The sequence below is a fragment of the Mesorhizobium hawassense genome, assembly GCF_003289945.1.
GTDB classification, from domain to species: domain Bacteria; phylum Pseudomonadota; class Alphaproteobacteria; order Rhizobiales; family Rhizobiaceae; genus Mesorhizobium; species Mesorhizobium hawassense.
Map to the genome: position 1 here is coordinate 145,912 of NZ_QMBP01000008.1, position 26,968 is coordinate 172,879.

Here is a 26,968-nt window from a genome sequence, read left to right on the forward strand (position 1 = left end):
AATGCGGCGACGGCGACAGCGTCCTTCCCCCCGCGAACGAGGGGAAGGAAATGACTGGCGCCTACTTCTTGTTTTTCGCCATCCAGTCCTGCTGTTCCTTGGTCAGGAAGGCGGCCCATTCGTCCGTGGCCTGCTTGGCGCTCTTCTGACCGAGCAGCACCTGCTGGAAGTCCTTGATGGCGACGTTCTCGACGAAGCTGCCGAGGTTTTCCAGCTGCGTGGGCGGCGTCACCATCTCATACTTGCCGGGGTCGCTCAGTTCCTCGAACCAGCCCTTGAACTGCTCGGTCTTGAAGTGGGCATCCTGATCGGCGCCGTTGTGGATCGGCAGGACGCCGACCTCCTTGGTCCATTCAAGATTGTCCTTGGGCGACAAAAGCGTCGCCATCAGCTTCCAGGCATCATCCTTGACCTTGGAGTTGGCGAACATCGTCCAGCCGACGTAACTCAGCGTCGGGTAGGACTTTCCGTTAGGCCCGACCGGGAGCGGCGCTACCGCGAAATCGTCGGCGCTCATCTTGTCGGCGACGCCAAGCAGCGCGTCCGGGTCCTGGTTGAGCATAGCGCAGGTGCCGGAATAGAAGCCTGTTACTGTCTCGTTGAAGCCCCAGCTTACCGAATCCTTCGGCGCCGACCCGTCCTTGTACATGTCGGCCAGCATCTGCAGGCCCTTGACCGAGCCTTCCTCGTTGAAGGTCGAGGTGCCGTCCTCATTGAAATAGCCGCCCTTGCCCTGCGCAATGTTCATGAACATGTGCATGCCGTTGAAGGCGCCGGGACCGCCGCGAAGGCAATAGCCGTATTTGCCGGGAATGGCGGAGATTTTCTTGGCGTCAGCGACGAAATCGTCGAGCGTTGCCGGCGGGCCGTCGAGGCCGGCCTCCTTGAACAGCTTCTTGTTCCAGAACAACGCGTTGATGTAGTAGCCGTAGGGGATCATGTACTGGGTGTCGTTGACCGACGAGCCGAACTGCTTGGCTCGCTCGCCCAGCGTCTTGGCGTCGTCCCACTTGGCCATGTAAGGCCCGAGATCCGCCAACTGGCCGTTGTTGGCGTAAAGGGCTATCCAGCGTTCGGGCATCTCGACCACGTCGGGCGTGTCGCCCGCCTGCACCATGGTCAGCAATTTCTCAAAGGCCTGCCCCCAGGGCAGTGAGACCACCTCGACCTTGACCCCTGGATTGGCCGCCTCGAACTCGGCGATCTGCTTCTTCAGCAGCACCGTGCGTGGCGGGCTGGTGATGACTTCGACTAGCCTCACGGTCGAATCGGCCAGCGCGCTGCCCGCCGAGACGGCCAATCCGACTGCCGTCGCCATCATTATCTTCGGTATTTTCATGTCCCTGCTCCCATTTGGGTGTTGTTTCCATTTTTTTGGCATTTGCTCAGTCAGACAGAAGACCGCTCCACAAGTTGGAACGGCAATCTGTGCACCTCGACTGGCGGAGGTTCGGCACTCAAGAGGATGTTGGCGGCCATACGGCCCATAGCGCGATGGGGCAGCGCCATTGTCGTCAACGGCGGATCAAGACGCGTGGCGATGTCGACCTGATTGTCGAAACTTGCAACAGCGACATCTTCGGGAATGCTGCGCCCAGCGCGCCGGAGCGCAGCATAGACTTCCATGGCCACGCGGTCGTTGCCGCAGAGAATGGCATCCGGCGGAGATGAGCTATCGAGAAGGGCTGCTACATGAGCACTGACAAGGCTCTGCGCACGGTCGCTGTAGATCGTCTGCCGGACGGCAGGTAAAACCGGCGCTGCTTCGCCATCCATCCCTGCGTCGACAAGCGCCCTCCGAAACCCCTCCTCGCGTAACGCACCGGCCAGGAGCCCCGGCAGATTGATAAAGGCGATGGCCCTGCGCCCATTTTCAAGAAGATATCGCGTGACCTCGATCGCGGCGCCTTCCTCGTCCGGCACAAGGGAAGGAATGAGGCCGGCGTCGTCCTGGCAATTGATCATGACCGCGATCGCTTCAGCTGCACTTGGGGGCAGCGTGACTCTCTTGTGATACATGGCGGCATAGGCGATTGCGCGCGGCCGGAATTGGCGGATCTCCCCTAGGGTCTTTCCCACATCGCGCCGATTGCCGAGGGTCACGGCGAAAACAGCCATCTCGGCCGCACGCGCCGCTCCATCGAGGCCGCGAATGATCTCGGTGGCAAAGCGCGACGTGATCAACTCGTCCGAAATAACACCGATCAGCGGCATCCAGCCCTGGCGCATGCTGCGTGCAGCAAAGTTCGTGACGTAACCTAGCTCCCCAGCGATCTCGAGGATGCGCTGGCGCGTAGCGTCTGACATTCGGGCCGAGCCGCCATGCAGGGCGCCGGACGCCGTTTTCACGGAGACCCCGGCGCGCAAGGCAATGTCATTGAGGGATGCGGTCAAGATAGCGTCGCCTGGGTTAACGATTACCCATCTTGAATATTCGCAACTCGAGATATTGTCAATCCCATCGGGGAGCGCCAAGACGCTGGCAGGAAAACCATGCCCGCGTCATCGCGGGTCGCGTGAGGCTAACACGTCGATTGGCGAGTATGGCGAGCCAGTAACGCTTTATGTAGGCGGCGAAGTGCCCGACATGGAGTAGCATCCGGCAAACAGGACGCAACCAGGCGTTGCGCCTTGCGGGCAAATCGCCAGGCACCGGCGCCTCAAGCCGCGTGGGGGTCTATTTCCCCGATGATCTCCGAGTTGTCGCCGTCGTACTCGTCTGCCGGCATAACGGCGAGCGTGCCATCGCCGGCACGAAAGATGACGATGCTGACCATCAGGCTGGTGGCAAGGCTGAAGGCGAAGGCGTTTGCTTCTATGAGGGACATTGATCCGGCTCCTGTTTTGAACGGGGATCGATCCCCGCGTGACAGGCGCCCGATGTGACCGGCCGAGGGCAGCAATCACCGTGAAGGCGAAGCCGAAATGGCGGCACGCTTTGCGTAGTCCGACCCTTTACGGGTTGATGGCATCAGGTCCTCGGACCGGACCAAGGAATTGCGCTTATGAACGCGTGGGTCGATCCCCGCTTCCAAACAGGAGCCGGCAAGGCGAGGCGCTAAGCTCACGACCTCCCATCGCCGGACCGAGGTATCGGAGCGACCACAATTGGACAGGCATGGCGTGTGGCGTTGACTGGCCACCCCCTCATGGGGCGCCGAATTTCATGACCGGGATGCCCAGCATGCGTGCCTTGTCAGCAAGGTTGTCCTGGATGCCTGTGCCGGGGAAATGGACGACCCCGATCGGCATCGTATCGAGCATGGCGTCATTACGTTTGAAGGGGGCGGCCTTGGCGTGTCTGGTCCAGTCAGGTTTGAAGGCGATCTGTGGCACCTTGCGGCTGTAGGCCCATTTGGATGCGATCAACTCCGCACCGCGGGGTGATCCGCCATGGAGCAGGACCATCTCAGGGTGCTTGGCGTGTACCTGGTCGAGCTTGGCCCATATCAGCCGGTGGTCGCTGAAGTCGAGCCCACCGGTAAGGGCTACCTTCGGCCCGGGAGGCAAGAGCACCTGAGCGGCGGCGTGCTTCTTTGCGGCAAGAAAATCGCGGCTGTCGATCATTGCCGCAGTGAGATTCCGATGATCGACCCTGGAGCCCGAACGCGGCCGCCATATCGAAAGGGTGTGGCGCTCGAAGTGCTCGGCGGCCTGGTCGCGCATCAGTTCGAAGGCGCCGCGTCGTTCGAGCAGCGTCTGACCCTGTGCAATGAGCCTTTCGAGTTCGACCGACTTGACCTCGGATCCGTCCTGTTCCCGCTGGAGGCGACGCTGAGCGATTTCGTTCTCGTCGAGCTCGCGTTCGATCCGGTGGGTTGCGCGATGGAAAAGGTTGACCGAGCCCCACAGGAGTTCCTCAAGGTCGGGTTCGAGCCGTGTGTCGGCTAGCGCCACGACCATGGCGTCGAAGATGTCGGCGATGCTGGCCGCGATAATTTGGCCTTCGGGAAGCGGACGCGGATCGGGTTCGTCTTCGAAGGGACGGTAACCATAGAGCTGGAGTTCCTGGAGGACATGGTCAGTTGGGGATGAGGCATGCGATGGTTCGAAGGTGATGTCATCGTGGTCGTTCATGGTGGTCTTCCTTCTCCGGAACGGCCGCACCATCGCGGCCTTCATGGCGACGAAGGCGGCGGGCGGACTGGACTTGCACCCGTAGCGCCAGCGCAGGGCCGAAACGGCAGTGGAGGATGGCGAAGCCCGGCTATTTTGTTTCGCGATGGAACGCGCCCCTTAAGGGCGCGCCGGAAAATGGCCGGGCGCAGCCATTGCCGGTCTGGGTCGGCCGCCGCCCGATCGCCCTCTGGAAGGCCATGGGTCGGTCCTCTCCGGGGAGGATCACCACGCATACCGGGACCTCCCGACAGCGACCTGCCCCGTCAACTCCTCTTTCCGGTCAGGCCGCCAGGGCCATAAAGCGGGTGACGTCATGAGGAGCGATTTGAGAGCGCAGGATCGCCCTGAGGGCTTCGAAACCGAGCAGCCGCAGATCCTCGTTGAAGTCACCTAGCCGGGGCGTCAGCACCACCGCCTCGATGTCCGCCGAGTTGGTGCGTTCGATGAGCGTCATCATTGCCCCATCTCCTGCCGGATCATTGTCTCGGGCAATGTAAAGGCGCCGCAGGGCGTTGGGGAACTGGATCGCTGACAGATGGGCCGCCGACAGGGCTGCGATCATCGGCATGGTAGGCAGCACCGAGCGTTGCGAGAGCACGGTCTCGATACCCTCACCCGCGACCATCACGTCACAGCCAGTGCCAAACCGGACGGCGTGCCCGAGCAGTTCGCCCATGGCTCGCCTCGGCGTGGCAATCGGTGCCCGGCCAAGATGGGCCTCGGTGAAACCTTGTGGATCGAGCCAGGTTCGGTGGGCGCCGGTGACCTTGCCAGCGAGGTCGGTGACGGCTGCGATCATCGCAGGCCAGGTCTCGGTCGGGCCATGCTCGTCCGGACGGTAATAACAACGTGGGTGAAACCGCAGACATCCAGTTTCGTGAAGAGCCGTTATTCCGCGTGCACGCAAGTAGGTCTCCACGAGCGTCTGTGAAATCGGCTGCGAGATGGAAACCAGCCGCCGTGCCGCCTCTGCGGAGCCGGACGATTTAAGCATCTTGCTCCACTTCGGTGCTCCCAGTTGCTGCTCGCAGCAGGGCAGGCTCAGGAAGGTACGGGCCTCCGCGGCGACATCTAGAAAGTCGATCAGGCAACAGCTTTCCCGGATCACGTCGAGCAAGTCGCCGTGCTCTCCCGTGGCAGCGTCGGTCCATTTGCCGGCCGGGCCTTTGGGAGAATCGTTGAGCCGCACGTACATTGATCGCCCCGGTGTGTTTCGGACGTCGCCAACCTGCCAATAGTTGCCCTGGCGTCGGCCGTTGGAGAGATAATTGCGACATACCGCCTCCGCCTGCCGGCCGAGACGGCGCGCAAGATCATGCTGGTTGCTCGGCACGGTGCGCCTCCAAAGAAAAGGCCCGCCGTCGCTGGCGGGCCAATTAAAGACTTGCTGCTGCCTATTCGGCCGCGATCGTGTGAAGTTCTTTCTTGGCTTCACCATCTTGAGCGAAGCCATCCGCTTCAGCCATGGACGTTTCGCCGCCGTTCTCCGCCGTCGCCTCGACCGAGATTTCCGAGGTAGGCGCTTCCCCGGCTTCAGCATCCGAATGCCCCGGCGTGCGCAGTGGCTCAGGCAGCCAGCCGCTGTCGGCCATCAGTATCTGCGCCTCACTAGCCATATCGCCCTTTTTAAGGTGCGATATCCGTTCAGCAGACTGCTGTCCTTTCGCTTCGGTGACCGCCTGGAGGATGCGGGCCTTCGTTACGCGCCCGAGGAAACTGTCCACGGTCGGACGCCACCCGGCCGCCGTCATGTCGAGGTCAACAGCCTTCGCCAACTTGTCGGCATGGGCGAATGCACGCGGCCGCCGGTTCCAAGCTTCGTGCACTGCGTTAACCGACAGGCTGACGAGATGGGCAAACAGTGCGGTTTGGCGTTCGCAGTCCCAATCCTGCAGTGCGTCCCACAGGTCAGTTGCTTCCTTCGGCAACGCGTTGGCCCAGTTGTCGTGTCGCACTCGGATCGCCTGAGCACAGATGCTGTCGTTCAACCCTGGAGCTTGTGCGCCGAAGCTAGTGCTTTTCAGGTCGAGTTCAAGGCAACTATCCAATCCATAATGATAAAAGGTCTTCAGCGTAGGCGCGTGCAACGCCGCGAGGAAAGCGACCTCTGGCCGTTCGCCGAGTGCCTGGCGCAAGCCAAGCGTGCGATGGGCGGTCAATTCCGTCATGAGCCGGTCTGAGATAGGCGACAGCCCTTCAGCGTCCTCGAGCTCTGCCTGTGGCCCACTGTCCGTCGTGACGGTGTCGTCATCGCGGCTTGCCGCAGCCGAGAGAGGTTCGCTTGCTCCTTCAGCCGGCTGTACATCCATCGGGAGTTCGTCCTCAGGACGCATAAGGCCACGCTCGACGCGCAGACAACCGTCAGGTGCAATGCTGATGAAGGCGCCGGCGCGGGCAACCTCGGCAGGGTCGAATGCGAGTGGGCGGCCCTCGAAAGATTCGAGCCCGGTCTCCAATTCAGCGAGTCGTTGATCGATCCCTTCCGGAAGATCTTCAACGCAGTCGTATTCCTCGGACAAGCGATTATACTCGGCTTGGAAGGCCTCGCGGGTGGTCACCTCATCGGCGGTAAGTGGCACCGGTTCGCCGCGAAGTTGGCGGAGTCCGAAGTTGTGACCGTAGGCGAAGTCGGGCGCGATTTCGATCCACTTCCAGCCTTCCGTGCGAACTCCCTCCGCCTGGCGTTCCAACTCATCCGCGACCAGCCGATCTACCAGCACGACGTCCTGTAGCCAACCACCGTCATCGCCCTGGAAAAGGTCGCGCATGACCATGCCTCCGGCATCGGCATAGACATCGATGCCGATGAACTGTACCCGCTTGTCTGACGCACGCACGGCGCCCTCCGTCAGCATGCGTCGAATGGCATAGGGCTGCTTGTCATAAGAAGCCTTCAGCCGCTCGAACACCTGTTGTTGGCGTTCGTGGTCGCCTGAGACCGTGAACGCCATGAGTTGATCGAGCGAGAGACCATCTTCGGCATAAATCTCGAGCAATGCCGGTGACACCGAAGCCAGCTTCAAGCGCTGCTTGACCACGCTGACCGAGACGAAGAAGGCAGCAGCGATTTCCTCCTCCGATTGGCCCTTCTCCCGCAGAGTGAGGAAGGCACGGAACTGATCTAGGGGGTGAAGGGGCGCGCGCTGGACGTTTTCCGCCAGCGAGTCCTCCTCGGCAATGCCTTCCTCTCGCACGATGCAGGGGACCGGCGCGGTCTTGCTGAGGCGCTTCTGCCTCACCAGCAGGTCCAACGCCCGATAGCGCCGGCCACCAGCCGGAATCTCGAACATGCCTGTTTCCAGACCCGCTTCGTCCTTGACCGGACGGACGCTGAGACCCTGCAGCAGGCCACGGCGGGCGACGTCCTCGGCCAATTCCTCGACCGAGACGCCGGCTTTCACGCGCCGGACGTTCGCCTGGCTGAGCACAAGCTTGTTGAAAGGGATGTCGCGCGAGGACGACAGGATGATCTTTTTGGCAATAGCAGCCATCGATATGTACTCCGCGACGGGCGGCCGAAAGCCACTCTCTCGGCCTCCAACCCGTCACGAAGCGCAGCGCCGCCCTCTGACTCTTGAGGACGGCGCCAAGGGCTACGAGAAAGAAGGAACGCAAAGCGATCCCGCTGAGGGCAGGTTCGCATCTCCCGGTACCCAGAGGCTATACCGCCTGGTCGAGCAGCTTCTTCGCCCGCGCCTCCAGATCAAGCCGAGCATCTTGATGAGCCTTGTCGCGGGCGACTGCCGTGATGCCCTGCACGAAGTCGAACACACTCTCGGGCTTACGACCCTCCTCAGTCAGCACCGTCTCAATGATTTTCGTCGCCTCCGCCTTGGAGAAACCGCGCTTGCGCAGGAAATCGCTACGGTCGTCATCGGAGCGGGCGACGATCCGCTCGCGCGACGCCTTGATGCCATTGATGAAGGGCACCGGTGAGGAGTTGGCAAAGCGTGCCAGCGCTGGCGCTGCCTCATGTGCGAAACGCGAGGCCGCATATTTCGAATGGCGGATGGTGATCTGCTCGAAATCCTCAACGCCCCAGAGGTTCCGGTTCTGACAGACGGCTCGGAGGTAGAAGCTGGCAATGCCGAGCGTTTTGGCGCCGACCTCGGAGTTCCAGCAATAGAAGCCGCGGAAATAGAGGTCGGGTGAGCCGTCGGGGAGCCGACCAGCCTCGATCGGGTTGAGGTCGTCGACGAGGAAAAGGAAAACGTCGCGGTCGGAGGCATAGAGCGTCGTGCTGTCCTTGGTTATGGCGGCTCGAGGATTGTAGATGCCGGTCGACCATTCAAGGACGCCGGGCACTTTCCACCGGGTGTCGCCGATGCCGTTGCCAGCAATACGCTGCACGGCGGTCACGAGTTCGTGGTCAAAGATGCGGCCATAGTCCGGGCCGGTGACCGCACGCAGTTCGACCCGGCCATCTTCGATCTCAAGGGTCTTTACCTGCTCGGCGCGGTGGGACGTCAGGCCGTACTGCAAATTAATGCCTGCGAGCGGTGCTGGCAGTTGGCGCAGATAGGCCGCCGGCGCGCCAACAAGGCTCGCGAGTTGGCCGAAGCTCCAATGGGTTGGGGCGATCGGGGCATCGGAGCCCGGCAGCACCAGAGTGAGGCGCTCGGCATCGTCGCGGCTCGCCTCCACCCGAATAGCCGCGCTGTCCACCGTCCTCGTCCGGCTGCGTTCTGTCCGGATCTGCACTGCCTCGAATAGCTCCGACAAAGACAGGTACCGCTCATCGGCCGGCCGCGAAAACCATTCGGAGGACACGCGGCCAATCCGCTCGCCGCGGCTCAGATCAACCTTATAGCCGCCGGAACGATCACGCGTAGCGTCCAAAACTTGTGTCATGGGTCGTCTCCATGACGGGCGCCGGGAGCTTCTCTCCCAGCCCTCAACCCGTCATTGAAGCTGATCCAAACTCTAACTCTATGTGTCGTAGGGTCTTCCGCGAACAGCGGCGTCCGGACGACAGGCCCAGTGCGCCAGACGGCCCCCACCGCAGCGTTTCGCCACTGATGCCCTGTATCGCGGCGTGATCGCAGCGGCACACAACCCCAACATCTATCCGAATTGCACGCTACGGCTTCTTTTTGCCGGATAAGCTGTTGCGCGGTCTTCCGCGCAACGCGCAGTCCGCTAACTGTGGCGGCGGAAATTCGTTACTCGCGAGCATGTATCTTCGTTCGTCATCCAGCAGCGGGCAGTGCGATTTTCGTCGGACCGTCGATTGGCGCAGCCGCAGGCGGGCGGCGACGGCTTAGGGCTATACCTATGACGAGTGACGCTATCTCATACCCGCCGCGAGGCCTCTCGCGGGATGAAGCGGCTCGATATGTTGGTGTCGGTGCAACGCTCTTCGACGAGATGGTCGTCGATGGGCGGATGCCAAAACCCAAGAGCGTCAACAGTCGTGCCATCTGGGATCGCGTTGCGCTCGACATCGCATTCACCGCACTGCCCGACAAAAACAATGGTCTGCAAGAGCTTTTGGATCGCAGCAAAAGGGACGCAAAGAAGTTGTAGAATACGCAGCTTGCGTATACGCTGCTGGCGTATTAACCTTGCTGGCCCTCAAGAAGGTGCGACGTGGACGAAACTGAAAAGCTTGCGCTTGAAGTGAAAGCCTGGCGAGCTGAAGCAGGATACACCGCCGAAGCCGCGGCAAAACTGCTCGGAATACCGAAGCGGACGTTTGAAGGCATCGAGCAAGGGAGAGGCTTCCCGTACTCGCTGCTCCTGCGCGTCGCCATGGAATGCAATGCCCTTTCACTCAAGGAAATGCAGCAGAAATCGTCGCGCAAGGATTAGCTGCGGCAGAAGTGCCGGAGGAGATCGTAATGGCCAGACCTTTCAAGGATGCCCGCTACCCCGGCGTCTCTTCGCGCATCAAGAACGGCAGGATCGTTTACCGCTATAGGGCAAAGGGCATGCCCGAAATTCGACTTCCCGGGAACCCCGGTGATCCGGAATTCGAAGCAGAATACCAGAAGGCCACGCAAGGTCATGGCAAGTTGGCCGCGATCATCGATCTGCCTGGTCGGGCGCTGCCAAAGACCTTCGGCCACGCGGCACGTCGACTTGAGACCACAATGGAATGGCTGGATTTCGACGAAGCGACGCAGCAGAAGAACGCACGACTGATCGAACGTTTCCTCGAGATGAAGGTTGATCCTGGCTACCCGCTAAAGTGGCGCGATACCCCGGTGGAACATCTTGATGCAGATCGGCTACGCGTCATTGTAGAGGCAATCTTCGCTACCAACCGGACTGTCGCGAAACACATCCTGGTTGCGATCAAGAAGCTCCTGTGGGTGGCGATTCATGTCGAGAAGTGGATCAAGCCACAGAACGACCCATCATTGTCTGTTCGTGTCCGCATAGCCAAATCCACGGCAAATCCGGCCTGGCCAATCACGATCCGCGAAAAATTCGAGGCACATCACCCGGTCGGATCCGCAGCGCGTACCTGCTATTCACTTGCCTTCTGGCTCGGCAACCGGCGCGGCGATGTCGCGGCGCTCGATTGGGAGCATTTGGTGATTGAGGAGATAGAACTTTTTGACGGTTCGATCGAGGTGATCGAGGCGTTCGACTTCCGTCAGCAAAAAAACCAAAACCGCCACGGCGGTCGCGAGATGTTCATTCCAATCGTCGACAAACTAGCACTGGCATTGGAGCCTCTGGATCGGTCTGAAGGCGGTGCAGTACTCAAGAATGCCTATGGTCTCCCGTTTGCTGAAAAGAGCCTCACCGGAATGATGGCACATTGGACCAAGCAGGCCGGCATTCCCGAAGGATACACACTTCACGGCCTGCGCCGCACCTTCGGCACCTACCTCGCCGAATGCAACATTCAGGCGCGTGCCATCATGGAGGCGATGGGCCATTCCTCGATGACCGTGACCGATGAATATGTGCGCGAGGCAAACAAGAAGCGGATTGCAATTGATATCGCCCGTGCGATCAACCAGCGAGAAGCTAAACGCGATGCCATGCGCCAACGAACCCCACTGCGCGTCATCAAATGAGCGAGCAGATTAGAACCCGATCGAAGGGCGGCACTGGCCGTCTTTTTCAGTGGGCCCATAATAGGCCCACAACGTTTTGGGCCGAGGCCATTTTTCTTCAATGAAATCAATGGCAATGGTGGGCCCGGAGGGACTCGAACCCCCAACCAAGCGGTTATGAGCCGCCGGCTCTAACCATTGAGCTACAGGCCCCACGCGGGCTGGCTTAGTGTTTTTCGCTCGTCCGCACAAGGCTTTCGAAAGCGCTGGCGCCAAACGTCAAAATCAGCCCATATTCGCGCCGTAGAGCGGCCTGCGCCCGTATGGCGCGAAACAGGTCCGGGCCTTAGCGCCGCACCGCCGGCATCGACGCCATTGCGAGTCGGGGCAGATGCTGCGCGAAGCGCGCCGGATCGCAGACCTCGAGGAGTTTTCATGACCAGACATCTTTTGCCCATCGCGCTCGCTGCCGCGGTCGCGTTCCCGGCGCTTGCAAGCGCCGCCGACACACAACCGCCGCCCCGCATCATCGTGTCCGGCGAAGGCGAAGCGACCGTGGCGCCGGACATGGCGATCCTTTCGCTCAGCGTCATGCGCGAGGCAAAAAGCGCGCGCGAGGCGCTCGATGCCAACAACGACGCCATGGCGGCGGTGATCGCGGCGATGAAGTCCGCCGGCATTGCCGACCGCGACCTGCAGACCGCGGGCATCCAGATCAACCCGCGCTACAACTACACCAACAAGGCCGACGGCAGCCAGGAAGCCGAGCTCGTCGCCTATCAGGTGACCAACACATTGTCCGTGCGCGTGCGCGACGTCGACAAGACCGGCGAGATCCTCGACAAGGCGGTGTCGCTCGGCGTCAACCAGGGGGGCGGCATCGCCTTCACCAACGACGATCCGAAGGCGACGATCACCGAGGCGCGCAAGAAGGCCGTCGCCGACGCGGTGGCGAAGGCCAAGACGCTCGCCGAAGCGGCCGGCGTCAGCCTTGGCAAGGTGCTCGAGATCACCGATCAGAACATCGGGCCGGTGCCAATGCCGATGGCCGCCAAGTCGTTCGATGCCGCCCGCTCGGCCGTGCCGGTGCAGGCTGGCGAAAACTCCTACAACGTCCAGGTGACGGTCACCTTCGAGCTGAAGTGACATCCGGGCGACGGCCGGACCGGCAATAAAACCCCGGAGGGTCGGACCCTCCGGGGTTTTTCGAGCCCCACGCTTCAAGCTGGTTGAAGGGGCTCAGCTACTCGAGACTGACTTCAGAAGGTCATATCCACAGTCGATCCTCGCGGAGGATCGTCCTTCGGCACCCTGGCCTCAGCGATAGATGATCGGGCAGCCGCGCTCATTGGCGAAGACCACCACCACGCGGTCGCCGTACTGACGGCCGGCCACCTTCACCGTGCGGCGGCTGATGTCGACGATGCGGGCGCGGTGCAGGCCCATGCGTTCGGCCTTGTCGAGCGCTCGATCCGGCGAGCAGCCGCGCCAGTCGCGGTCGCGGCGCCAGTCGCGGCGGTTATAGTCTTCCTCATCGCCGGTGTAGACGCCGAAACGCGGGTCGTGCTTGTTGCCGAAGCCGAGATAGAGGCTGTCCGCATGGGCCGCTCCGAGCGTGCCAAGCCCGACAAGGGCCGAAAGGGCTGCCGCCTTGATTATGTTGAACATCGTCTTCTCTCCTTGTTGTGGGCTGTAGCCCTTCGCACCGATGATTGGCGAACCAATGATTGGAAAATGCCTTCTTGTGTCTGAACTTTCCGCGAACCGGCCATTCATGTCCGGTTCATGTAAACGCGAACCCGCAGGGTTCGTCGTCCCCATGTAAGCGCGAACCCGCCAGGGTTCGTCGCTCGTCGTCCAAGCGAACCCGAAGGTCGTCCTCACCTAAACGCGAACCCGCAGGGTTCGTCGTTCCTCGTCAAAAAGCACCCCTCAGGGTTCGTCCTCTAGTACATAATCAAAATAGTCGTCCGGCTCGTTCAGGTCGGTTTCCTTGGCCTTCACCCGGCCCTGGATCGAAATGCCGGCTTCATGCACGGTCTCCGCACTTCCCGAAACAAGCCTGTGCCACCAGTAAAGATCCTGGCCCTCGGCGATCAGCCTGTAGGCGCAGGTTTTTGGCAGCCAGGTGATCGTGCGCACATTCTGCGGGGTCAGCCCAACGCAATCGGGCACGCGCGCGAGCCTGTTCTCATAGTCGGAGCAGCGGCATTTGTCGGCATCGAACAGCCGGCAGCCGACGCTGGTCCAGAAGATCTCGCCGGTATCCTCGTCCTCGAGCTTCGACAGACAGCATTTGCCGCAGCCGTCGCAGAGCGATTCCCACTCGGCCGGGGTCATCGCCTCAAGCGTCTTGGTTTTCCAGAATGGCGCTGTCATTTTGGTGGATTTGGCCCTCCGCGGCTCTCCGGTCAAGCGCTGCTGTCACAGTGACCCGGTATCAACATTAGAAAAACACGAAATTGCCTTCAAAAGGCCGGCCGAACATCCTTGGCTGGCGTCAATGCCTCGTAACGGAACCAATTGCGGTTGATGAAAGTTTGGGCAGGGATGGGACCCCACTAGGAGAAAATTGATATGAAACGCCAACCACGGATTCTGGCGGGCACGGCAATCGGCCTGCTTATGGCATCCGCGCCGTTGGGCGCGTACCCGCTGCAGGGGGGTGTCGCCTCCAGCAGCCTGCACGGCACACCGCTCGTCCTGGCGCAGGCTGCCTGCGCCGAAGGCCAGTCGGCCGAGGAATGCGCCCAACAGGGTAGTGGCCAGCAGGGGGGAGCCGAACAGCCGCGCAAGAAGAAGCGCGAACAGCAGCAGCAAAGCGGATCAGCGCCGGCTGAACAAGCCGCGCCCGCCGAGACCGAGCAACAGCCGCGCAAGAAGCGGCAGCTGCAGCAGATGGACAATGCCCAGTCCGGGGAAGCCCCGACCGAGCAGCAGTTCAAGCCGCGCAAGAAGCGCGAACAGCAGCAACAGCAGATCGAGGCCGCGCCCGCCGATCAGGGTGGCCAGCCTGCGACCGACGAACAGCCGATCAAGCCGCGCAAGAAGCGCGATCAACAGCAGCAGACCGAAACGGCTCCTGCCGATCAGGGTGGCGCGCCTGTGACCGATGACCAGCAGCCACGCAAGAAGAAGCGCAACTTCGAAGCGGCGCCGGCCGAACAGCCCGCCGAGCAATTGGCCCCTGCGACCGACAATCAGCAACCACAGCAGGGCAACCAGTTCAAGAAGAAGCGCAAGCAGCAGACGGAGGGCACCTCGACCGAGCAACCTGCTGACCAGGCTGCGCCCGCAGAACAGGCGGCCCCCGCCAACGACAACCAGCAAGGCGGCAATCAGTTCAAGAAGAGACACAAGCAGAACCAGCAGGGCGAGACCGCCCCGGCCGAGCAGACGCAGACCAACGAGCCGGCCAAAAAGCCGGCGCCGGCAGGTGAACCCGTGCCGCAGGCCGAGCCGCTGCAAAATGGCGAGCAGCCGACCCAGGGTGAACAGGCCCAGGACAAGAAGAAGCGCGGCAAGAAGCCGACTTTCGAACAGCCGGCAAATGGCGAGCAGCCCGCGACGGGCGAGCAGCCTGCGACGGGTGAGCAGCCAAAGACCGGCGAGCAGACAAAAACCGGCCGCAAACTCCTTAACGGCGAGCAGCAACCCGCAACCGGCGAGCAGCCCGCCAACGGCGAACAGCCGGCCAACAACAACCAACCGGCCAATGGCGGCAACGCCGCGCAGGGCGAAACCGCCAATCCGAACGAGGCGCCCGTCCTGGACAGCCAGAAGGATGCCGTGCGCAAGCACCGGGGCCGCAACGACAACGGCCAGAACGGCGGGGCTCAGACCGGTGGCGCTCAAACCGAAAATGGCCAGGCCGGCACCGGCCAAAACGCCAATCAGGCCGGAGAGCAGCAAGGTGGCCAGCAGACGCAGAAGCCGGCTTCGGTCGATCAGGGTCCGCCGCCCACCGACGACAAGTCGGCGCAGCAGGCGATCAAGCCCGAGAAGATCGTTCCTGTGGACGAGGAGAAGGGCAAGCGGATCGAGCTCACGCCCGATCAGATCGTCCGCGAACGCCGCCGGCCGCAGGGCACGGATGTCGTCAAGCAGTTCGGCGACCGCGTGATCCTCCAGTTCAACAACCAGACGTTCGTCGAAAGCAATGAGGCGCCACGCATCACCCGCGGCGCCAGGGACGTCTACTATGAGGATCTGTCGGGCGGCCGCACCCGCGAGACGGTCGAACGCGGCAATGGCGTTCGCGTCGTCACCATCCGCAACCGCTATGGCGATGTCATCCAGCGCTCGCGCATCATGCCGGATGGCCGCGAATATATCCTGAGCTATGTCGACGAGCGGCAGTACCAGGACAACGAGGATTGGCGCGATCCCGGCGACGACCTGCCGCCGATGCGCCTCACCATCCCGCGGCGGGACTACATTCTCGGTTCCGAGGATGTCGAAAGCGACGACGACTACTACACATTCCTCGAGCAGCCACCGGTGGAAAGAGTGCAGCGTCTCTATTCGATCGACGAGGTCAAGCGCTCGGCCCGCGTGCGCGACATCGCCCGGCGTATCGATCTCGACACGCTGAACTTCGAATTCGGCTCGGCGACTATCTCCGACGCGGAGGTGCAGAAGCTCGATGGCGTCGCCAACGCCATGGAAAAGCTGCTGAAGAAAAACCCTGCCGAGACCTTCCTGATCGAAGGCCACACCGACGCCGTCGGCACGCCGGAGGCAAATCTTGCCCTCTCGGACCGCCGCGCCGAAGCGGTTGCCGAGGCACTCACCAATGCCTTTGGCATCCCGGCCGAAAACCTCACCACGCAGGGCTATGGCGAGGAGTATCTCAAGGTGAACACGCCCGGTCCGAACCGTGAGAACCGGCGTGTCGCGATCCGCCGCATCACTTCGCTGGTGGCGCCGGTGGCAAGCAACAGCGATCAGTGATCAGTGCATGTCGCCCAAAAGTGTGCAGCGGTTTTGGGAAAACGACATGCATTAAACAGAGACATAAACCGCGTCGCGCTGAGCCCATTCAGCGCGACGCGGTTTAGCGTTTGATTTCAGGATCCTGCCCGGATTTTCGGAATCAGTGCGCAAGATCAAGGCCCGTCCGCCCGGACGGGCCTTTTTCTTGCCGGCTCGAGAAGAATTGTCCTGCCCGGCCCGCCCTGCTCATTGAATCGCCGCATTGCGGCACCCAGATTCCGGACAGGGGCGTTCCCTGCCCTGTCCCGACTCCAGCGGGACATACTGAGCCCCGCCGGATCCCCTCTCCGGCGGGGTTTTTGTCTTGAAAACTGGTCCTATCTGGCCGAAATACGCCCTATCGCAATTTGACCGGAACCCTTCATGAAGCGTCTCGAACTCGCCATCGAATCCGTCATCCTGGCCTCGCGCTGGCTGCTCGTCGTCTTCTATCTCGGCCTCGGCGTGGCATTGGCGATCTACGCGCTGTCGTTCGGCAAGAAGCTCTACGAGTTCGTGATGACTGCCTTCACACTCGGTGATACCGAGACGATCCTGAAGATGCTCGGCCTGATCGACGCCGCTCTCGTCGCTTCGCTGGTGGTGATGGTGATCATCTCGGGCTACGAGAATTTCGTCAGCCGCTTCGACGAGCAGGACGGCGAGGTCCACTGGCTGGGCACGATCGACGTCGGCTCGCTGAAGGTCAAGGTCGCCTCGACCATCGTCGCCATCTCCTCCATCCACCTTTTGCAGGTGTTCCTGAACTCCGTGTCCTATACGACCGACCAGCTGATGTGGCTGACCATCATCCACCTCGCCTTCGTCGTCTCGGCGCTGATGCTGGCCTATATCGACCGCGTCATGGCGCTGGCCAAAGGCAAGAAGGCCGAGATGGATTGAGGCGGGGCGCGCTCCGTCAGTAGATCCTTTTGACCTTCGTCTGCGAGTTCGCAAACACCTCGTCGGGGACAAAAAAGTCGCCCGCGAGCTGATCGGCCGCGCCCGGCGCGTAGATCGAAAAGTCCGTCACGCCTTCGGCGCGCAGCACTTCCTCATCGATGTAGAAATTGCCGGTCGCCTCGCGCGACGGGCGCAGGAAGACCGCACGCGCGGCGTCGGCCATGATGTCGGGCGAGCGGCTCATCGCCGCCACCGTCGCGCCGCCGAGAAGATTGCGCACCGCGGCCGTATCGATGGTCGAGATCGGCCAGAGCGAATTGACGGCGATGCCATCCTTGGCGAACTCGGCGCTCATGCCCAGCGTGCACATCGACATGCCGAACTTCGCCATGGTGTAGGCGACGTGGTTCTTGAACCACTTGGCCTTCATGTCGAGCGGCGGCGCCAGATTGAGGATGTGCGGGTTCTTCGCCGACTTAAGGTGCGGGATGCACGTTTTGGAGACCAGGAAGGTGCCGCGCGTGTTGATCTGATGCATTAGGTCGTAGCGCTTCATGTCGGTCTCCAGCGTGCCGGTGAGCTGGATGGCGCTGGCGTTGTTGACGCAGATGTCGATGCCGCCGAACCGCTCCACCGTCTTGGCCACCGCATCGGCAACCTGCGCCTCGTCGCGGATGTCGCAAAGCACCGGCAGCGCTTTGCCGCCAGCCTGCTCGATCTCCTCGGCAGCGCTGTAGATCGTGCCTGGCAGTTTCGGATGCGGCTCGGCGGTTTTGGCCGCGATCGTCACATTGGCGCCGTCGCGCGCTGCCCGCAGCGCGATGGCGAGACCAATGCCGCGCGATCCGCCCGAGATGAACAGCGTCTTTCCGTTGAGCGACATCCTTCGCCTCCCTCTGCATGTGGGAAGGCAACTTGCGCGGCGGACAGCCCTGGCGCAAGGCCCAAGGCGCCCGTCCGAGCTTACGCAGCGTCGTGCCGAAAGGTCTAGACCAGCACCAGCCCCTGCCGCATGGCAATCGCGATCGCATCGGTTCGGTTGGCGGCGCCGAGCTTGATCAGGATGGCGGCGACATGGAACTTCGCTGTGTGCACGGAAATGTTGAGTCGCCTGGCGATCACCTTGTTCGGCGCGCCTTCGGCGAGCAGCGCCAACACCTCCGCCTCGCGCGGCGACAAGGCCGGGCGTGCCAGACTGTCCGACACATCCTCGTCGGCGAGGTCATCGTGGAAATCGTCATGCGCGGCCTCTGACGGTCCCGCCCTGCTGACGCGATAGCCGGAAGCAGCCAGCCGCGCCGCGGCGACGATCAACAGGCCATCGGCCGACGGCGGCAGCACGGCAACCACGTTGCCGGGAAGCGGTTCCTGCCCGCTGCGGCGGGAAATCAGCACAACGGGCATCGTCGAGCCGATGGCTCGACCCTCCAACGCGCTGTCATCGGTCACCGCGACATCCGCTGGCTGGCCGGTGCCGCGCCCAGCCAGTGTCGGCAGCAGGTCGTCACTGGCGGCGAGCGCGTCCGCAAGCTGCTCGGCGCGCTGGGCATCGCCGAGCGCCACCAGCACCGTCAGCCGGTGGGCTAACGGTTCCGGTCGCGCGATCACTCGTGCTGCGCTGTTCGCCATCGGTCCTCTCAGCTCAGCGGCTTCTCGCCGATGGTGATCGAGACGTCGCGCTGCGCGCCGCCGCTCGAAACACCGAGCATCACGGTGGTGCCGGCGCTGTCCGGGCCGAGCTTGCGGATCAGCTCACGCGGGCCATGCACGGCCTCGCCGTTCCAGGCGACGACGATGTCGCCGACATGCAGCCCGGCGGCCTTGGCCGGACCGTTGTCGTCAAGACTCATCACCATGGCGCCTTTCGTGTCGCCGTTGTGGATCGGATGCAGCCCGGCGCCAAGATAGCCGCGCGCGACATGCCCCTTCTCGCGCAGCGTCGCCACCGCGCGCTCGATGGTCTCATAGGGCATGACCAGGGCCCGCCGGCGTGGTCCGAACAAGAGCATGCCGATCAAGCCTCCCTTGGCATCGAGCACCGGCCCGCCCTCGAAGCGGCCGCCGGTGTTGATGGCGAGGTTGATGCGCCGGTCGATCGTGCCGCCGCGCATCGAGCGCCAGGCCGGACCGACCTCGCCGACCGTGCCGAACACGGCAAGCGCGGCGCCGTCGCTGTTGCCGACGGCGATCGCCAGATTGCCGGGGCGCACGGCGCCGGACTGCGCCAGTTGCGGCAGACCGGCGGAAGCCGAAGCCGGCTTCAGCAGGGCAACACCCGTCGAAGGGTCGCGGCCGACGAGCTCGGCCTTGACGGTTTCGCCAGAGGCCAGCGTCAGTTCGATCTCCTCGCCCGCCTCGACCGCCTCCTCGGCGGTGACGAAGTAGCCGTCGCGCCAATGGAAGGCGCTCGCGGTGCGGTGGTGGTGCGTGGCGAAGCTCGCCAGCGCCGGAGCGGCCGCCGCCGCTACGTCGGCAATGGCGTCGGAAAAGGCACTGAGGTTGAAGTCGCTCATAAGAAAATCTCCTGGGTTCGGTGACCCAGATATCGCTCCAAGACGCAGCCGCGCATACTCGCCTGACGGCTAGTCGGCGGGCGAACTGGCCATGTGGTCAGGTCGCGGCGCCCGCGGCTGCTCCGCACATATAGTCATCATTCGATACGGGAACACGCCGATGGCTTTCGCAGCCGAAAAACTTCCATCCGATGACACTTTGCTCGACGCTTACTCGGCATCCGTCGCCGACGCGGTCGACCGCATCGGCCCGGCGGTCTGCCGCATCGAGCGCATCGGCGCCGGCGGCCCTGGCTCCGGCTTCGTCATCGCGCAGGATGGGCTGGTCATCACCAACTTCCACGTCGTCGGCGATGCGCGCGCCGTGCGCGTCACCATGCCGGACGGCGCCGCGCGCGAAGGCCAGGTGCTCGGCCGCGACCCCGATACCGACATCGCGCTGGTGCGTGCCGACGGCAATTTCGCCGACGTCGCGCCGCTCGGCGATTCCAAGCGGCTGCGCCGCGGCCAGATCGCGATCGCGATCGGCAATCCACTCGGTTTCGAATGGACCGTCACCGCTGGCGTCGTCTCGGCGCTCGGCCGCTCGATGCGCGCCTCGACCGGCCGGCTGATCGACGACGTCATCCAGACCGATGTCGCGCTCAATCCCGGCAATTCCGGCGGCCCGCTGGTGTCGTCGGCGGGCGAGGTGATCGGCGTCAACACCGCCATGATCCATGGCGCGCAGGGCATCGCCTTCGCGGTCGCCTCCAACACCGCCAATTTCGTCATCTCCGAAATCATCCGTTTCGGACGCGTGCGCCGCGCCTTCATCGGGGTCTCCGCCGACACGACGAACCTGCCGCGCCGCGCCGCGCTCCTGTCGCAGGTGACCACGAACACGGCAGTGCGCCTGCGCAGCGTCGAGAAGAACGGCCCCGCCGCCAAGGCCGGCCTGAAGGAAGGCGACATCATCGCGGCAATAGACGGCCGGCCGGTCACCGGCGTCGACGACCTGGTGCGCATGCTCGACGCCGAGCGCATCGGTCGCGAAACGCTCTGCACCGTCGTGCGCCGCACCGGCGTCAGCCAGGTGGTGGTGACGCCGGTGGCGCGGACATAACTGAAACCGTCAGCCTAGCTTCCAGCCGCGCCCTCGGCATATTGCGCCAGGAATTCCTCGCTCGGCGGGATCGGCTTGACGACGTCGATCAGCACGCCATTGGGATCCCTGGTGATGAAATGGCGCTGGCCGAACGGCTCGTCGCGCAGCGTACGCAGGATCGGCAGGCCGGCGGCGACGACGTGCTCATAGATGGCGTCGGGATCGCGGACCTCGAAATTGATCAGCAGGCCCGACGTGCGTCCGCGCCCCTCTTCCGGGATCGTCTCATGGTCGCCCTGGACGATGCCGAGGTTGACGCGCCGGTCCTCGCTGGAGCGCAGATGGACATACCAGTCGCTTTGAAACAGCGGCTCGAAGCGGAAGTGCTCAACATAGAAATCCGCGGTGCCTGCGACGTCGCCGGTCATCAGCACCGGATAATAGCTGGTCGTCTTCATCTTTCCTTCTCCTCTCATCCAACATACAGTCTGTATGTAAACTCAAGTAACATACAGGCTGCATGTATGCAACAGGAATCCGGACGCCGCTCCAATCGCGACCGCACCGAGGCGACGCGCGCCGATCTGATCCGCGCGGCGCGAAAGCTGTTTACCGAAAAATCCTATGCCGAGACCGGCACGCCCGAGATCGTCGCCGAGGCCGGCGTGACGCGCGGCGCGCTCTACCATCACTTCGCCGACAAGCAGGCGCTGTTCGCAGCGGTCGTCGAGCAGGAGGCGGCGGCAGTGGCGGCGGAGATCGATCATGCCTCGCCACCTTCGCTATCCGCCCGCGACGCCTTGACCGCCGGATCGGACGCCTATCTGAAGGCAATGCGGGCGCCCGGCCGCACGCGCCTGCTGCTGCTTGACGGCCCGGCCGTGCTCGGCCGCGCCGCCATGGACGAGATCGACAACCGTCACGGCAACCGCTCGCTGCGCGAAGGGCTTGTCGCGGCTATGCGCGCGCAGGCGATGACCAGATTGCCCGCCGAAGCACTGACCGCCCTGCTGGCCGCCGCCTTCGACCGTGCCGCACTTGCCATCGAGGCCGGAGCATCGAGCGAAGAGTACCGCGTCGTGCTTACGGCGCTGATCGACGGACTGTCTCCATCTCCTCGTCGGTCTATGCGCCCGGCTCCATCTCATTGAAACAACCGAGTTGCCGCTTGAACTGGTCGATCAGCCAGGCGGCCGCCGGCTTCGGGCTGCTGTCGGTACGATGCATTGCAAACAGCGGCGAGCGCACCTCCCTGAACAGCTCGAGGTCGAGTTCCACAAGCCTGCCACTCGCCAGGTCGTCGGCGATCAGCCAGCGCGGCAGCCCGCCCCAGCCCAGCCCCTCGCGCATCAGCGTATGCTTGGTGCGCACGTCCGTCAGCCGCCAGGTGCGGTAGGCAAAAACGCCAAAGTCGCGCCCCTTGGTACGTTCGGACTGGTCGGTGACGACAAGCTGCGTGTGTGCGCGCGCATCTTCGATCGCGACCGGCTTCGGCAGCAGCGCCAGCGGATGGCTGGGCGCGGCGGCCAGCACGATCGACATGAAGCCGATGCGCACGAGGTGGACATCGACCTCACCGAGCATGCCGCCGATGCCAAGGTCGGCCTGCCCGCTGAGGACATGATCCGGAATGATGCCGAGCGTGCCGATATGCAGCCGCAACATCACGGTCGGAAACTGCGCCTCGAACGCCTTCAGCACCCGCACCAGCACCGGCGAGGGCAGCGTCGCATCGACCGACAGCGCGACTTCGGCCTCCAGCCCCTGATGATGGCCGTCGACCCGCGAGCGCATATGCTGCAGCACACTGACCATGCGCCGTGCATCCTCCAGCATCGCCTTGCCGACATCGGTCAGCTGCGGCTCGCGCACGCCTTCGCGCTCGAACAATTTCAGGCCGAGCTGCGCTTCGAGATTGGCGATGCCGTAGCTCACCACCGACTGCGCCCGGTTGAGCTTGCGCCCGGCGGCCGAGAAGCTGCCGGTGTCGGCCACCGCCACCAGGATTTGGAGCTGATCTAAGGTCGGGTTCGGTTGCATGGGACATCAATCCGTTTTGTTGATGGATTGTATATATTTTATACCAGTTATCCTGATAGGGCAGCAATCCCATATTGGCGGGGAAAGTTCAATCCAACCCCAAGGGGACACCGCCATGTCTATTCTTCTCGTTACATCCAGCCCGCGCGGCGCTGCTTCGCACTCGACCCATGTCGCCACCGATCTCGCCCATAAGCTGGTTGCCGCCGATCCGTCCAACACGCTTGTCGTGCGCGACCTGGTTGCCAATCCGCTGCCGCATATCGATCCCGACTATTCGACTGGCATCTATACGCCGGCCGAGGCCCGCACCCCGCGCCAGGCTGAAGTCGTCGGCGTTTCGGATGCCGTGCTCGACGAGGTCTTCGCCGCCGACACGATCATCCTCGCCACCGGCTTCATCAACTTCAACATCTCCTCGACGTTGAAGTCATGGGTCGACCATGTCGCCCGCTCCGGCAAGACCTTCTCCTATGGCGAAGGCGGCCCGAAGGGCCTCGTTAGCGGCAAGAAGGTCTATATTGTGCTCGCTTCCGGCGGCATCTATTCTGAGGGCGCCGCGGTCCAGATGGACCATGCCGTGCCTTACCTGCGCAGCGTGCTCGGCTTCCTCGGCATGACTGATGTCGAAGTCATCCGCGTCGAAGGCGTCGGCATGGGCGCTGACGCCGTCGCCGCCGCGCTCGCCAAGGCCACCGCCAAGGTAGACGCGATCGCTGCCGCCAATACCGATCAGGCAGCCGCCTGATTGCCGGTACTCGAATGAAAGAGGCAGGCGCCCGCCAGCGTCTGCCTCTTTTGCAATTCGCCTTGATAGGTGGCCGCCCTGCAGCCGCGGCAGCACCACGGGCCAGATGACTATGACTGGTCGGTGCTGGGCGCCGGCCGCCATCAGTTGCCGATCGCCACGCAGGCGATCGCGCTCGGCGGCAATGTGCGGGTCGGCCTTGAGGATTCGCCGTGGATCGGCAAGGGCAAGCTTGCCCGCTCCAGCGCCGAACAGGTGACCAAGGTCCGCCAGATCATCGAAGGCCTCGGCGCCTCGGTCACCACCCCCGGCGAGGCGAGGCAGATCCTGCAGCCTAAGGGCGGCGAGAAGGTCGCATTCTGATCGGAACGGAGAGGAGCGAGCCAGCGGGATCGGAAGCCGCCGAGGCAGCTAGCAGGCTGTTGAAAAACTGTTTTGTTCACGGAACGTATCGGAATCAAACCCGGCACAGATCAGAGTCAAAACAGGTATCTCCGAGACTTTTTCATCAGCCTGCTAGAGCAATTCCAGGAAAAGTGCGAGCGGTTAGGCTCGGCGACTTCGCCGTAGCCTTCCGTCCGGAATTGCGAGATACAGCGGTTCGCCGATTCCGTGAAACGGTGAAACGCTCTAGCCGAACATCCGCTCGCCCTGCTCGTCGACGAGCTGGATGCCCTTCTTGATCGAGATGTCCACGGCGTCGTCCAGCCCGGCGAAGCGGTCGGCGCGGATGAAGCGATGCTCCTTCAGCACGCCGTCCACTTCCTTCGAGACGACGCCACAGGTCTGGTACTGGCCCTCGGCCTTGTAGGGCGTCGCGCTGATCAGGAACCCCTTGTGCTCGACCTGCTTTGCCGGTTTGGCGGCGCCGGCTTCCGCTGCTTCGCCACCGCTGCCGCCAAAAAGCTTCTTCAGAAAAGACATCTTTCAAAACTCCCATTTCACGCGGGCACCAGAAAATCGCGGCGCCCCTTGTTCACGCAGGCTCCTGGTCACACAGGCTTTGTCTCAGCATGCGCGAATGCACCGCCGTGTTCCAGTCCCTTGACGAAAACGCCGACCAGCAGCTCGACCTGGTGCCAGATTTCCTCGGCCTGGCGGCTGTCCGAATTCGCCACATAGCCGCTGGTCACGATGCCATGCACGCTTGACCACAAGGTCCGCGCCGCAAGCGCGCGGCGCTCGTCGTCGAGGTCGAAGTCACCGGCCTTGAGCACACCGGCGACGATGTCGAACAATTCATCGAGCAGCGCGTCATAGGCATCGGGGCCCGGCCGCGTCGCGCGGCGGCGGTTGAAGGCAAGCACCGCCGGCCAGCTGCCGGGGTGCGCCTCGACGAACCGCACATAGGCCGCCGCCATCGCCAGGATGCGATGCTGGACATCGGTCACCCCTTGCCTTTCGAGATCGGCCATTGCCGCGATGCCGGTGGCGCCGAGCCGGTCGAGCAGCCGCATGTTGACCGCGCGGTGCACCTCGTCGAGATCGGCAAAGAGGTTGTAGACCGATCCGACCGAGATGCCGGCCTGCTCGGCTATCGTGCGCGCCTTCAGGTTCTGGGCACCACCCTCGTTGAGCAGCGTCTCGGCAATGGCGAGCACCTTCTCGCTCATTTCTTCCTTGTCCAGCGCCATGTTCTTCCCGTCGTTCTGTCTGGGGCCCGCGCGCCCGACCCGGAATTCATTTCCATTTCGTTCCGTTTACCATGATCAACGCCTCATGAACAGTGTTCAAAATAGTTCTTGAACAATGTTCATTCTCTGTTATGTTGGCTCCGTGAACAATGTTCACATCAACAGGGAGAAGACCCATGTTTAGCCTGATCAAGACATTGCTGGACGGCGCCAGCGCGCGGGCCGAGGACAATCTGAAGGACCGTTTCGCCATTGACCTCCTGGCGCAGCGCATCCGCGACGCCGAAGCGGGCCTCGCCGCCGCCAAGCAGACGCTCGCCTCGCTGATCGTACGCCAGCGTGCCGAGCAGACCAGCCTCGACCAGCTCGACCGCCGCATCGCCGATCTGGAAACCCGCACGCTGAGCGCGCTTTCCGCCAACAACCAGGCGCTAGCCGAAGGTGGCGCTTCCGCGATCGCCGAACTCGAGAACGAGCGCGAGGTCCGCCGCGCCACCGTGAAGAGCCTCGGCGAGAAGACCTTGCGGATGCGTCTCTCCGTCGAACAGGCGCATCGCCGCATCATCGACCTCAACCAGGGCATGATCTCGGCCCGGGCGATCGATGCCGAACGCAAAGCGCAGTCGCGCCTCAACCGCTCGATCGGCCGCACGGCGAGCATCAACGAAGCGGAGGAACTGCTGGCCCGCATCAAGGACAGCTCCGACCCGTTCGAGGAGGCCGGCATCCTCGACGAGATCGACGGCGAACTGCGCCACGAGGCGATCCGCGAACGCCTCGCCGAAGCAGGTCACGGTCCGGCCACCAAGGTGCGCGCTGAGCACGTTCTGCAGCGCCTGAAATCCCTGAACTGAACCCCCGCAATTTCCCGAACAGATCAAATTCCGAATCCAAGGAGCAATACGATGAACGGCAATCAGACCTATATCCTGTTCAACACCGTGTCCGTGGGCGCGGCCTATTTCATGCTCGGCCTGTCGCTATGGCTGGCGCCGGTCGACCTGTCGACCAAGGGCTACTGGGCGATGGGCATCCTCCTGCTCACCGGCAGCCTAGTGAATCTGGTCAAGTACCGCACCGACGAACGTATCTCCGCCGAGACCACCGCCAAGATCGAGAAGGCGCGCAACGAGAAGCTGATCAGCGAATATGTCGGCAAGGATTGACCGCTTCGCGTTTGATCGTCGGCAAGAAAAAGCCCGGATCACTCCGGGCTTTTTTCCGAGATAGAACGTCGCCAGCTCAGCGGCGAGCCAAGGCCTCGATCGCCTCGGCAGCATCTTCCAGGATGCTGATCGCCTCGGCCTGCTTGTCTTCGGGCGCGTCGGCGATGTCGCCGAGCGCGGCGCGCAGCCGGTGGCGCAGCGCGCGGAACTGGTCGCGCTTTTCCGAGCGGCCGCGGCGCCGCTCGTCCCTGTCGTCGCCCCAGCCGAACCATTCGCGCGCCGCGGCCATCTTGCGACCGAACCGCTCGAGATGGTCGAGCACGCTGTCGATCATCTCGCGGTTCTCCTCGAGATGCGCCTTGCCCGCCTCGGTGATCGAAAACACCTTCTTGTTGCCCTCGCTCGAGGACACCGCATAACCCGCCTCTTCCAGGAAGGTCAGCGTCGGATAGACCACGCCCGGGCTCGGGCTGTAGACGCCGCTGGTGCGCTCTTCCAGCGCCTTGATGATGTCGTAGCCGTGGCGTGGCGCATCGGCCAGCAGCGACAGCGTGATCAGCTTGAGATCGCCGTCGGCCAGCATGCGCCCGGCGCGGAACATGTCGCCCGGACCGCCGCGCCCGCCGCCCCTGCCGCCATGGCCGAACGGACCGAAGCCGCCGCCGCGACCGCCGAATTTGCCGGCCATATGCATGAACATGCGCTCGCCGAAGTGATTGTGCCCGAAATGGTTGTGTCTGTGCATGGATTGCTCCTTGAGTTATATCTTACGAT

At 63.0% G+C, this 26,968-nt stretch carries 28 protein-coding genes, 1 tRNA gene and 1 pseudogene; 12 read left to right on the top strand and 18 right to left on the bottom strand.

Features of this window, described 5'->3' with window-relative positions; translation table 11 throughout:
- Positions 1–61 precede the first annotated feature (61 nt).
- From DPM33_RS18005 to DPM33_RS18030, 7 genes are all read right to left on the bottom strand, one after another.
- A complete protein-coding gene (locus DPM33_RS18005; RefSeq protein ID WP_112098792.1) occupies positions 62–1,339 on the bottom strand; it encodes an ABC transporter substrate-binding protein in 1,278 nt (425 codons plus the stop codon).
- Positions 1,340–1,389: 50 nt separating this feature from the next.
- Positions 1,390–2,394 carry a LacI family DNA-binding transcriptional regulator gene (locus DPM33_RS18010; protein WP_112098793.1) on the bottom strand — a complete coding sequence of 335 codons (1,005 nt, stop codon included), beginning with the start codon at positions 2,392–2,394 and terminating at the stop codon, positions 1,390–1,392.
- A gap of 266 nt (positions 2,395–2,660) precedes the next feature.
- A complete protein-coding gene (locus DPM33_RS36295; RefSeq protein ID WP_167449125.1) occupies positions 2,661–2,828 on the bottom strand; it encodes a hypothetical protein in 168 nt (55 codons plus the stop codon).
- A 319-nt stretch (positions 2,829–3,147) separates the two neighbouring features.
- A complete protein-coding gene (locus DPM33_RS18015) occupies positions 3,148–4,077 on the bottom strand; it encodes a DUF2493 domain-containing protein (protein WP_112098794.1) in 930 nt (309 codons plus the stop codon).
- A 322-nt stretch (positions 4,078–4,399) separates the two neighbouring features.
- Positions 4,400–5,572 carry a DUF7146 domain-containing protein gene (locus DPM33_RS18020; RefSeq protein ID WP_245442209.1) on the bottom strand — a complete coding sequence of 391 codons (1,173 nt, stop codon included), beginning with the start codon at positions 5,570–5,572 and terminating at the stop codon, positions 4,400–4,402.
- On the bottom strand, positions 5,514–7,610 hold the full coding sequence (locus DPM33_RS18025) for a ParB/RepB/Spo0J family partition protein (protein WP_112098795.1): 2,097 nt from the start codon (positions 7,608–7,610) through the stop codon (positions 5,514–5,516). Before DPM33_RS18025 ends, DPM33_RS18020 begins: the two co-directional genes overlap by 59 nt.
- A 169-nt stretch (positions 7,611–7,779) precedes the next feature.
- Complete coding sequence (locus DPM33_RS18030) at positions 7,780–8,970, bottom strand: DUF932 domain-containing protein (RefSeq protein ID WP_112098796.1); 1,191 nt, start codon at positions 8,968–8,970, stop codon at positions 7,780–7,782.
- A gap of 423 nt (positions 8,971–9,393) precedes the next feature.
- Between DPM33_RS18030 and DPM33_RS18035 the strand changes: the two genes are divergently transcribed.
- From DPM33_RS18035 to DPM33_RS18045, 3 genes are all read left to right on the top strand, one after another.
- Positions 9,394–9,645: a hypothetical protein gene (locus tag DPM33_RS18035; protein ID WP_112098797.1), complete on the top strand. Its 252-nt coding sequence runs from the start codon at positions 9,394–9,396 to the stop codon at positions 9,643–9,645.
- A 63-nt stretch (positions 9,646–9,708) separates the two neighbouring features.
- The gene (locus DPM33_RS18040) at positions 9,709–9,930 is read left to right on the top strand and encodes a helix-turn-helix domain-containing protein (protein WP_112098798.1); all 222 of its coding nucleotides are present in this window, start codon (positions 9,709–9,711) and stop codon (positions 9,928–9,930) included.
- A 29-nt stretch (positions 9,931–9,959) separates the two neighbouring features.
- On the top strand, positions 9,960–11,150 hold the full coding sequence (locus tag DPM33_RS18045) for a tyrosine-type recombinase/integrase (protein WP_112098799.1): 1,191 nt from the start codon (positions 9,960–9,962) through the stop codon (positions 11,148–11,150).
- Positions 11,151–11,266: 116 nt separating this feature from the next.
- Here the strand turns inward: DPM33_RS18045 and DPM33_RS18050 are convergent.
- Positions 11,267–11,342, bottom strand: a tRNA-Ile gene (locus DPM33_RS18050).
- Positions 11,343–11,564: 222 nt separating this feature from the next.
- Between DPM33_RS18050 and DPM33_RS18055 the strand changes: the two genes are divergently transcribed.
- Entirely contained in the window at positions 11,565–12,275 is a 711-nt protein-coding gene (locus tag DPM33_RS18055; RefSeq protein ID WP_112098800.1) for an SIMPL domain-containing protein, read from the top strand.
- A 171-nt stretch (positions 12,276–12,446) separates the two neighbouring features.
- On the opposite strand, the gene DPM33_RS18060 is transcribed toward DPM33_RS18055, so the two are convergent.
- Both DPM33_RS18060 and DPM33_RS18065 read right to left on the bottom strand, forming a co-directional pair.
- Entirely contained in the window at positions 12,447–12,797 is a 351-nt protein-coding gene (locus DPM33_RS18060) for a hypothetical protein (protein ID WP_112098801.1), read from the bottom strand.
- A 264-nt stretch (positions 12,798–13,061) separates the two neighbouring features.
- Positions 13,062–13,508: a YcgN family cysteine cluster protein gene (locus tag DPM33_RS18065; protein ID WP_112098802.1), complete on the bottom strand. Its 447-nt coding sequence runs from the start codon at positions 13,506–13,508 to the stop codon at positions 13,062–13,064.
- A 198-nt stretch (positions 13,509–13,706) separates the two neighbouring features.
- Here DPM33_RS18065 and DPM33_RS18070 point away from each other — a divergent pair, with 198 nt between their 5' ends.
- Positions 13,707–16,082: an OmpA family protein gene (locus DPM33_RS18070; RefSeq protein ID WP_112098803.1), complete on the top strand. Its 2,376-nt coding sequence runs from the start codon at positions 13,707–13,709 to the stop codon at positions 16,080–16,082.
- Between the two features lie 405 nt (positions 16,083–16,487).
- Positions 16,488–17,006, top strand: a complete 519-nt coding sequence (locus DPM33_RS18075; RefSeq protein ID WP_112098804.1) for a TIGR00645 family protein — start codon at positions 16,488–16,490, stop codon at positions 17,004–17,006.
- A 16-nt stretch (positions 17,007–17,022) separates the two neighbouring features.
- Here DPM33_RS18075 and DPM33_RS18080 read toward each other — a convergent pair whose 3' ends face one another.
- The 3 genes from DPM33_RS18080 to DPM33_RS18090 all read right to left on the bottom strand — a co-directional run bounded on the left by DPM33_RS18080 (position 17,023) and on the right by DPM33_RS18090 (position 19,519).
- Positions 17,023–17,889: an SDR family oxidoreductase gene (locus DPM33_RS18080; RefSeq protein ID WP_112098805.1), complete on the bottom strand. Its 867-nt coding sequence runs from the start codon at positions 17,887–17,889 to the stop codon at positions 17,023–17,025.
- A gap of 104 nt (positions 17,890–17,993) precedes the next feature.
- Positions 17,994–18,635 carry a helix-turn-helix transcriptional regulator gene (locus DPM33_RS18085; protein WP_112098806.1) on the bottom strand — a complete coding sequence of 214 codons (642 nt, stop codon included), beginning with the start codon at positions 18,633–18,635 and terminating at the stop codon, positions 17,994–17,996.
- A gap of 8 nt (positions 18,636–18,643) precedes the next feature.
- Positions 18,644–19,519, bottom strand: coding sequence for a S1C family serine protease (locus tag DPM33_RS18090; RefSeq protein WP_112098807.1), 876 nt, complete (start codon positions 19,517–19,519; stop codon positions 18,644–18,646).
- 160 nt (positions 19,520–19,679) lie between these two features.
- Between DPM33_RS18090 and DPM33_RS18095 the strand changes: the two genes are divergently transcribed.
- The gene (locus DPM33_RS18095; protein ID WP_112098808.1) at positions 19,680–20,624 is read left to right on the top strand and encodes a S1C family serine protease; all 945 of its coding nucleotides are present in this window, start codon (positions 19,680–19,682) and stop codon (positions 20,622–20,624) included.
- A 14-nt stretch (positions 20,625–20,638) separates the two neighbouring features.
- Here DPM33_RS18095 and DPM33_RS18100 read toward each other — a convergent pair whose 3' ends face one another.
- Entirely contained in the window at positions 20,639–21,064 is a 426-nt protein-coding gene (locus DPM33_RS18100) for a VOC family protein (RefSeq protein ID WP_112098809.1), read from the bottom strand.
- 66 nt (positions 21,065–21,130) lie between these two features.
- Here DPM33_RS18100 and DPM33_RS18105 point away from each other — a divergent pair, with 66 nt between their 5' ends.
- A complete protein-coding gene (locus DPM33_RS18105) occupies positions 21,131–21,757 on the top strand; it encodes a TetR/AcrR family transcriptional regulator (RefSeq protein WP_112098810.1) in 627 nt (208 codons plus the stop codon).
- Here the strand turns inward: DPM33_RS18105 and DPM33_RS18110 are convergent.
- Positions 21,732–22,646 (bottom strand): LysR family transcriptional regulator, encoded by a 915-nt coding sequence (locus tag DPM33_RS18110; protein WP_112098811.1) that lies wholly within the window; start codon positions 22,644–22,646, stop codon positions 21,732–21,734. The two genes, DPM33_RS18105 and DPM33_RS18110, sit on opposite strands and share 26 nt — an antisense overlap.
- A gap of 115 nt (positions 22,647–22,761) precedes the next feature.
- Here DPM33_RS18110 and DPM33_RS18115 point away from each other — a divergent pair, with 115 nt between their 5' ends.
- Both DPM33_RS18115 and DPM33_RS18120 read left to right on the top strand, forming a co-directional pair.
- On the top strand, positions 22,762–23,394 hold the full coding sequence (locus tag DPM33_RS18115) for an FMN-dependent NADH-azoreductase (protein ID WP_112098812.1): 633 nt from the start codon (positions 22,762–22,764) through the stop codon (positions 23,392–23,394).
- 105 nt (positions 23,395–23,499) lie between these two features.
- Positions 23,500–23,757 (top strand): annotated as a pseudogene (locus DPM33_RS18120) (3-keto-5-aminohexanoate cleavage protein); the annotation flags it as partial.
- A 267-nt stretch (positions 23,758–24,024) separates the two neighbouring features.
- Here DPM33_RS18120 and DPM33_RS18125 read toward each other — a convergent pair.
- Both DPM33_RS18125 and DPM33_RS18130 read right to left on the bottom strand, forming a co-directional pair.
- Complete coding sequence (locus tag DPM33_RS18125; protein ID WP_112098813.1) at positions 24,025–24,318, bottom strand: HlyU family transcriptional regulator; 294 nt, start codon at positions 24,316–24,318, stop codon at positions 24,025–24,027.
- Between the two features lie 68 nt (positions 24,319–24,386).
- Complete coding sequence (locus DPM33_RS18130) at positions 24,387–25,028, bottom strand: TetR/AcrR family transcriptional regulator (protein ID WP_112098814.1); 642 nt, start codon at positions 25,026–25,028, stop codon at positions 24,387–24,389.
- A gap of 176 nt (positions 25,029–25,204) precedes the next feature.
- Between DPM33_RS18130 and DPM33_RS18135 the strand changes: the two genes are divergently transcribed.
- Positions 25,205–25,882: a PspA/IM30 family protein gene (locus tag DPM33_RS18135; protein WP_112098815.1), complete on the top strand. Its 678-nt coding sequence runs from the start codon at positions 25,205–25,207 to the stop codon at positions 25,880–25,882.
- Between the two features lie 51 nt (positions 25,883–25,933).
- Entirely contained in the window at positions 25,934–26,194 is a 261-nt protein-coding gene (locus DPM33_RS18140; RefSeq protein ID WP_112098816.1) for a YiaA/YiaB family inner membrane protein, read from the top strand.
- Between the two features lie 76 nt (positions 26,195–26,270).
- On the opposite strand, the gene DPM33_RS18145 is transcribed toward DPM33_RS18140, so the two are convergent.
- The gene (locus DPM33_RS18145; protein WP_112098817.1) at positions 26,271–26,939 is read right to left on the bottom strand and encodes a PadR family transcriptional regulator; all 669 of its coding nucleotides are present in this window, start codon (positions 26,937–26,939) and stop codon (positions 26,271–26,273) included.
- Positions 26,940–26,968: the final 29 nt, after the last annotated feature.